The organism is uncultured Paraglaciecola sp., from assembly GCF_937123705.1.
In the GTDB taxonomy this organism is placed as follows: Bacteria; Pseudomonadota; Gammaproteobacteria; order Enterobacterales; family Alteromonadaceae; genus Paraglaciecola.
On record NZ_CAKZKO010000013.1, the window covers coordinates 1 to 5,276 of the forward strand.

Below are 5,276 nucleotides of genomic sequence, written 5' to 3' on the forward strand. Positions count from 1 at the left end.
GTTATAGGCAAAACCAGCCGGTAATGTTGGCATGTTGTTATTTATCTCATTGGCAGGTAACGGGGTTGATGCTGATGATTTATCCACGGCCATAAGCAGCACCGATACGGCGAGTTTCAATCCACTGATCGATATCGCTTTCTAACCAGCCCACGGCACGCGCACCAATACGAATGGATCGCGGAAATTCACCGTTGGCCATCAGGGCATAAATGGTGCTGCGGCCAAAGCCGGTTTTGGCCTTTACCTCAGGCAAGCGCAAAATCCGCTGCTGACGCGCTGGGTGTACTGAGTTTGAGGGGGATTGTGTGGTTGGGTTCATTGTTTACTTCCTCACTGATCTGTTAAGTTCAGTTAGGAGTTTGACAGTACTAAACGGACGCAGTAGGCAGATAAATGCCCAGATCGTGCAGCTTTCTGAGGGTGCAGGTAGCTACCTGCCCCAGAATTTACATAATGCCCCAGGTGATAAATACCCTGTGGGCAGGGTTGGCGTGTTGCTAAATAGCGTGAATTAAGGCTTTGCCCAAACTGCCCCAAAAGCCCAAGGGATGGTGTACTGCTTTGAAGTTTCCGACTCAAAACTCGGTTTTGGTGAGTCGTATGGATGGAGTGTTGATATGTCGAGTGTATCGACACACAAGAAAGTCATATCGAAAAAACAGTAAAAAATCGACATGAACTATTCAGATCTTAGCTCACTTTACTCCGAGAGATGGCAGTTTATTGCTTTACAACTTGAAGATAAAAGTGAAACTATAATTTCACTAAATAAAGATTTAAGAAAACATAGTTTCATTATGGATACTATCGAGCCAAAATCAAAACGCACTGCGGTCATATTCCCTAGACAAAGGAAGATGTTAAACATCTTGGGCGAAAACTTAACATTGGCGATGAAGAGACGCGGCATTACTCAAGAAATGATGCACAGTAGGACAGGGATTTCTAAGCCAACACTGCGTAAAATATTAAATGGTGATCCTTCCGTTTCACTTGGTCACTATGTTAAGGTTTTGGCAGTCCTAGGCTTGTTAGACGACCTCACCAAGGTCGCCCGTGATGACGAGCTGGGAAGAAAGCTGCAAGACATCCAATTGCTGAATAAAAAATAAGTGCGGCATATTCGTACAGCAGTAGCCCATATCTACATGACTAAAACTTGGCCAACAAGGGCAGCTTCAGAGAAGAAAGATAGCTATTAAAGGGCTGTTTTATACTCAACAAGAACTAAATTACACTTTTATGCGCATAAAAATGTAAAATTCCACACTTTTCTGCGCGTAAAAGTGTAGACTGAGTTATACTACAGGCAGTTAACAGTCTTAATTGGCGGGAAATGACAATGCAGCGCAACTTACTAAACGCCCTAATAGCATGGAAAAATCAACCGGTGCGCAAGCCATTATTAATCGATGGTGCAAGACAAACAGGTAAAACCTATCTGCTACAAGAGTTATTTGGGAACACCTTTGCCAACATCCTTCGTATCGACTTCCTTGAAAACCCTGCCTACAAAGAAGCGTTCGATGGCTCTCTGTCACCTGACGAGCTAGTAATGAACATTGAGTTGTTAACCAACCAAGCGTTCAACCCAGAAACCGATCTGCTGATATTAGATGAAATTGGCGAATGTGAACGTGCCGTTACCTCACTAAAGTACTTTGCTGAAAAAGCACCGTCCTATTTTGTCGCTGCCAGCGGCTCGAATATTGGTTTGCTCAACACCTTCCCTGTGGGCAAGGTAGAACAATACAATTTACGACCACTGACCTTCCAAGAATTTATTTACGCATCCAACGAGCAAGCGCTGATCAAAGCATTTGATAGTCAAGCAAGCACACCGGCAGTACACACCAAATTGATGGACAAACTCACTGACTACTTTTTTACTGGTGGTATGCCGGAAGCCGTTTCTGCTTGGTATCAGTATAAGGATTCAAGCATTCTAGAGCGTGTTGAAAAAGTCACAAAAATTCATGCCGATTTAGTGGAAGGTTATCGCCGCGATTTTGGTAAGTACGCGGGCAAGGTCGACGCCACACTGATTGAATCGGTATTTAATAGCATTCCAGCCCAGCTATCACTTGTCAGCGATGAGTCGGTTAAACGCTTTAAATTTAAGCATGTGCATGAGCGTAAATCTCGTTATAGCGATTTTGAAACCGCGATCCATTGGCTTAACTGCTGCCGCTTAGCTTTGCCAAACTACCCTATTGAAGGATTGCCGAAATCTCCGTTAGCGGCCTATAAAAAAGAAAATATGGTGAAACTGTTTCTGTTTGATGTGGGCCTGCTTAATCATATGCTCGGCAGCAGTTATAAAGAAATTAAGCAACAAAACTATGAATACAAAGGTTATGTGGCTGAAAACTTTGTGCAACAAGAGCTCACTGCCATTGGCGTTGACCCAAGCTATTCATGGAATGACGCCCGCGCCGAAATCGAATTTATTTTGGCGACCGATGAAGGCGATATCGTCCCTGTGGAGGTCAAAAGTGGTAAACGTACAAGAGCAAAATCGTTGGCATCCTACGTTGAAAAATGTACTCCAAGTAAAACCTTTAAGTTAACGGGTACACAAGGCTCATCCGCATTAGAGCAAACCAATATCGTGATGCCTTTGTATTTCACGCAGTATTTACCACAGAGATGGTAAAAGCGCGTTGCTTAGACCCCGAGGACTACACAAAGTGACTTCATAGGTAACAATTTGTAGACCTTTGGTGGGCTTACAACCTTTCAACCAACCCTCAATCGGTTTTTTGCTAACATCATTTGGCCAGCCTATCGCCTCATCGTTTAAAGCAAATCACTCAAGCGATTTAACAGTGCTTTACGGCTATTATTCGCCACAACAAAGCGCTTAAAGCGTTGTTCAAACGCCGCTTCATCAGCTTTGAACTGATAGGCCTCAAACAGCTGATGCAGATAGCGTGATGCCGCATCGTAACCACTGGCGCAAGTTCGATCCGCTTGCTCTTGTGATTGCTGCCAGTAGTGCTCACGTTGATTGTAGATATCCGTCAACGCTTTTTCTTTTTCCGCTTTTTCGATAGCTAATTTTTTTGCGAGTGCTGCGGCTTGCTCTTGCTGTAATTGACTTTGCGCTTGCTCAATGAAAGGAGAAATGACGGCGGAGGTTAACCAGTATTGATAGATCTCGTCTGTGTTGACAGGTTCTTTTCGCGTCAGCGCTAAGGCTTGGTGTCGGGTTAGCTGGCCTTGCTCAAACAGCGTGCGTAAAAGCGTGTCTTTCTCTGCTTGCGAGAGATTATGGATCCACGCATCAAGCGTAAGCTGAGTTTGTTTGGCTTGGTGACTGGGTTGTTCGCTCAGCACCATGGCGAGCGCCTTAACCAATGCTAAGGGAATATCATACAGCGCAGCAAACGCCTGCTCCTCTTCACTGAAGTGCTCAAAATCGAATTGAATTAACGGCACTCGCTCAACGTCATCATTAAAATCAAACATTTTGAGCCACATAAAGTACACAAGGCGCCAATCCCCTTGCATTAACCCGCTGCGTAACCCAGCTAAATGCTGGAAAAATTGGTCGGCATGCTCATCGTCAAAATATTCGTCATACTCCTCAAGGGAAAAAATCAGCAACTGCCACTCATCGTTTTCGTGAACATGAAGCCCATCACTTGAAAAGCCAAGTAACGCTTCAGGGAGCGTTCCTGCTGGTAGCTTGATGTAGGCATCGATTGAGCCCCAATCGGCATAGTAAAAACCGATATCAAAGTATTTTAACATCAGCTCAAAAGGCTCTGCCTTTAAGTCACTGTAGGTGTAATACACCTGAAAGGACGTAGCGCTGATCTCGGCACGGCTTGAAATGGCTCTGAGTGCTTGACGTGCTTTAGCATCTAAATACCCATCCAGACGCTCAAATTTATAGTATTGATATTCGCTCACGATGACCTTGCTATGTATTTATTGTGAATTGAAAAGTTTGTTTCAATAAAGGCAGTACCTGTACCGTCCTACCAACTGATTCCGTGTTTAAAAAACTTCTTGGATCAAGGGTCACAAATCCCCAAAACTGTAAAAATCGCTCAATAAACCGTGATTCGATGAGTATGCTTAAGTTTCTTTCCGGCGAGAAGTAATCATCTGCTGGGAAACCCTGTAGTAAATCTGGGAAAGCCACTTTCACCTCTTCAACCAGCAGATCTACACTACTGTGGCTTTGAATACGCCACAGCATAAACAGCCAAAAGGTTCGCAAGTCGGCATCAAACTCAAAACCGTCCAAATAGCCCCAGTTATATTTGCTGATGGCGGCTCCTAACATAGGTTTAAAAAATGCTTGTATACCTGCCACCTGATACTGCTTTTGCGCTGATTTTTTCACATGGTAGCGGCCGCTACGTCGATAAATAATACCGCTAATTTCGGCAAGCACTCGGGTGTAGTGCAAAGCATTAAACTTGTCTTCGTTGCTGCCCGCAAACTCGCTGATACTAATGTTACGTTCGAATTGAGCAACGGCAAATTCGGGCAATAACTCACTGGCCTGTTTGACTAATTTAGTCGGTAAGTTGCCTTTAGTTGTGGCTTTGAAGGAGCCTTCTTGCGCCATGGCATCATCAAGAATGAGCGCTAGATAACGCATCACAGGGCTGGCAGAAAGAGAGTCGGGAGTGCTGATTGTCACCCACTGTAATTGATCAAAAGGCGCATAAAGCCAATTGGCCATTTGCGTTGGCGTCACGCCACAAAAATCGGGATTAGGCTGATTATTGCGATCTTGCACTTTGTGTTGCAATGCGGCATTGAGTTCATCAAGGCTCAAATTTGGGTTCATTGCCAGCATGGTTTCAACATCATCGAAAACTTGGGCATGTTGCTTGGAAACGCTGCTCATACAACAACGTTTAAATTTTTTACCACTGCCACAATGGCAAGGATCGTTTCGGCCGAGCTTCATTGTTGTCCCTTCTTATTGTTATAGAAAAAGCGCTGCATTTTCCTGTTTGCGCTGATCCAATGTCTTAGCAATCGCAGACACTGTTGTTTTACTGATCCCTTGTTGCTTGGCAAGATACGTAAATTGGCTGATGGCTTCTGCGACTTCTTCAATAACTTGCTTTGCATCATTCCAATTCGCAAAGCCAGCACTAGTAGCAAGTTTTTGCATCACCTTAAGCGATGGCGCTTTGCCATAACCTCCGAAAGCAGTGGCGTGTTCGTTGAATGGATGCGGGCTGTAGGTAACATCGTAAAAAGGGGCAGGATCCCATTGACCGTCATCCGCTTGCAAAAACGCC

Annotated in this window: 5 protein-coding genes and 1 pseudogene; 2 read left to right on the forward strand and 4 right to left on the reverse strand. The window is 44.5% G+C overall.

The window, feature by feature from the left end:
* Positions 1 to 79: 79 nt before the first annotated feature.
* The gene (locus Q0688_RS02800) at positions 80 to 322 is read right to left on the reverse strand and encodes an AlpA family transcriptional regulator (protein WP_033539342.1); all 243 of its coding nucleotides are present in this window, start codon (positions 320 to 322) and stop codon (positions 80 to 82) included.
* A 538-nt stretch (positions 323 to 860) separates the two neighbouring features.
* Here Q0688_RS02800 and Q0688_RS02805 point away from each other — a divergent pair.
* Entirely contained in the window at positions 861 to 1,115 is a 255-nt protein-coding gene (locus Q0688_RS02805; protein ID WP_367179775.1) for a helix-turn-helix domain-containing protein, read from the forward strand.
* Between the two features lie 230 nt (positions 1,116 to 1,345).
* Positions 1,346 to 2,659, forward strand: a complete 1,314-nt coding sequence (locus tag Q0688_RS02810; RefSeq protein WP_086585839.1) for an AAA family ATPase — start codon at positions 1,346 to 1,348, stop codon at positions 2,657 to 2,659.
* 143 nt (positions 2,660 to 2,802) lie between these two features.
* Here the strand turns inward: Q0688_RS02810 and Q0688_RS02815 are convergent, their stop codons facing one another.
* From Q0688_RS02815 to Q0688_RS02825, 3 genes and pseudogenes are all read right to left on the reverse strand, one after another.
* Positions 2,803 to 3,921 (reverse strand): hypothetical protein, encoded by a 1,119-nt coding sequence (locus Q0688_RS02815; protein WP_299072955.1) that lies wholly within the window; start codon positions 3,919 to 3,921, stop codon positions 2,803 to 2,805.
* Between the two features lie 10 nt (positions 3,922 to 3,931).
* Positions 3,932 to 4,936 (reverse strand): YecA family protein, encoded by a 1,005-nt coding sequence (locus Q0688_RS02820; protein ID WP_008110241.1) that lies wholly within the window; start codon positions 4,934 to 4,936, stop codon positions 3,932 to 3,934.
* Positions 4,937 to 4,954: 18 nt separating this feature from the next.
* A pseudogene (locus Q0688_RS02825) lies at positions 4,955 to 5,276 on the reverse strand (type II toxin-antitoxin system HipA family toxin); the annotation flags it as partial.

What these genes read in the sequence shown, in the direction of transcription:
- Q0688_RS02805 (WP_367179775.1), top strand. Translation starts at nt 861, where the DNA reads ATGTTAAACATCTTGGGCGAAAACTTAACATTGGCGATGAAGAGACGC.
- Q0688_RS02820 (WP_008110241.1), bottom strand. Translation starts at nt 4,936, where the DNA reads ATGAAGCTCGGCCGAAACGATCCTTGCCATTGTGGCAGTGGTAAAAAA.
- Q0688_RS02810 (WP_086585839.1), top strand. Translation starts at nt 1,346, where the DNA reads ATGCAGCGCAACTTACTAAACGCCCTAATAGCATGGAAAAATCAACCG.
- Q0688_RS02800 (WP_033539342.1), bottom strand. Translation starts at nt 322, where the DNA reads ATGAACCCAACCACACAATCCCCCTCAAACTCAGTACACCCAGCGCGT.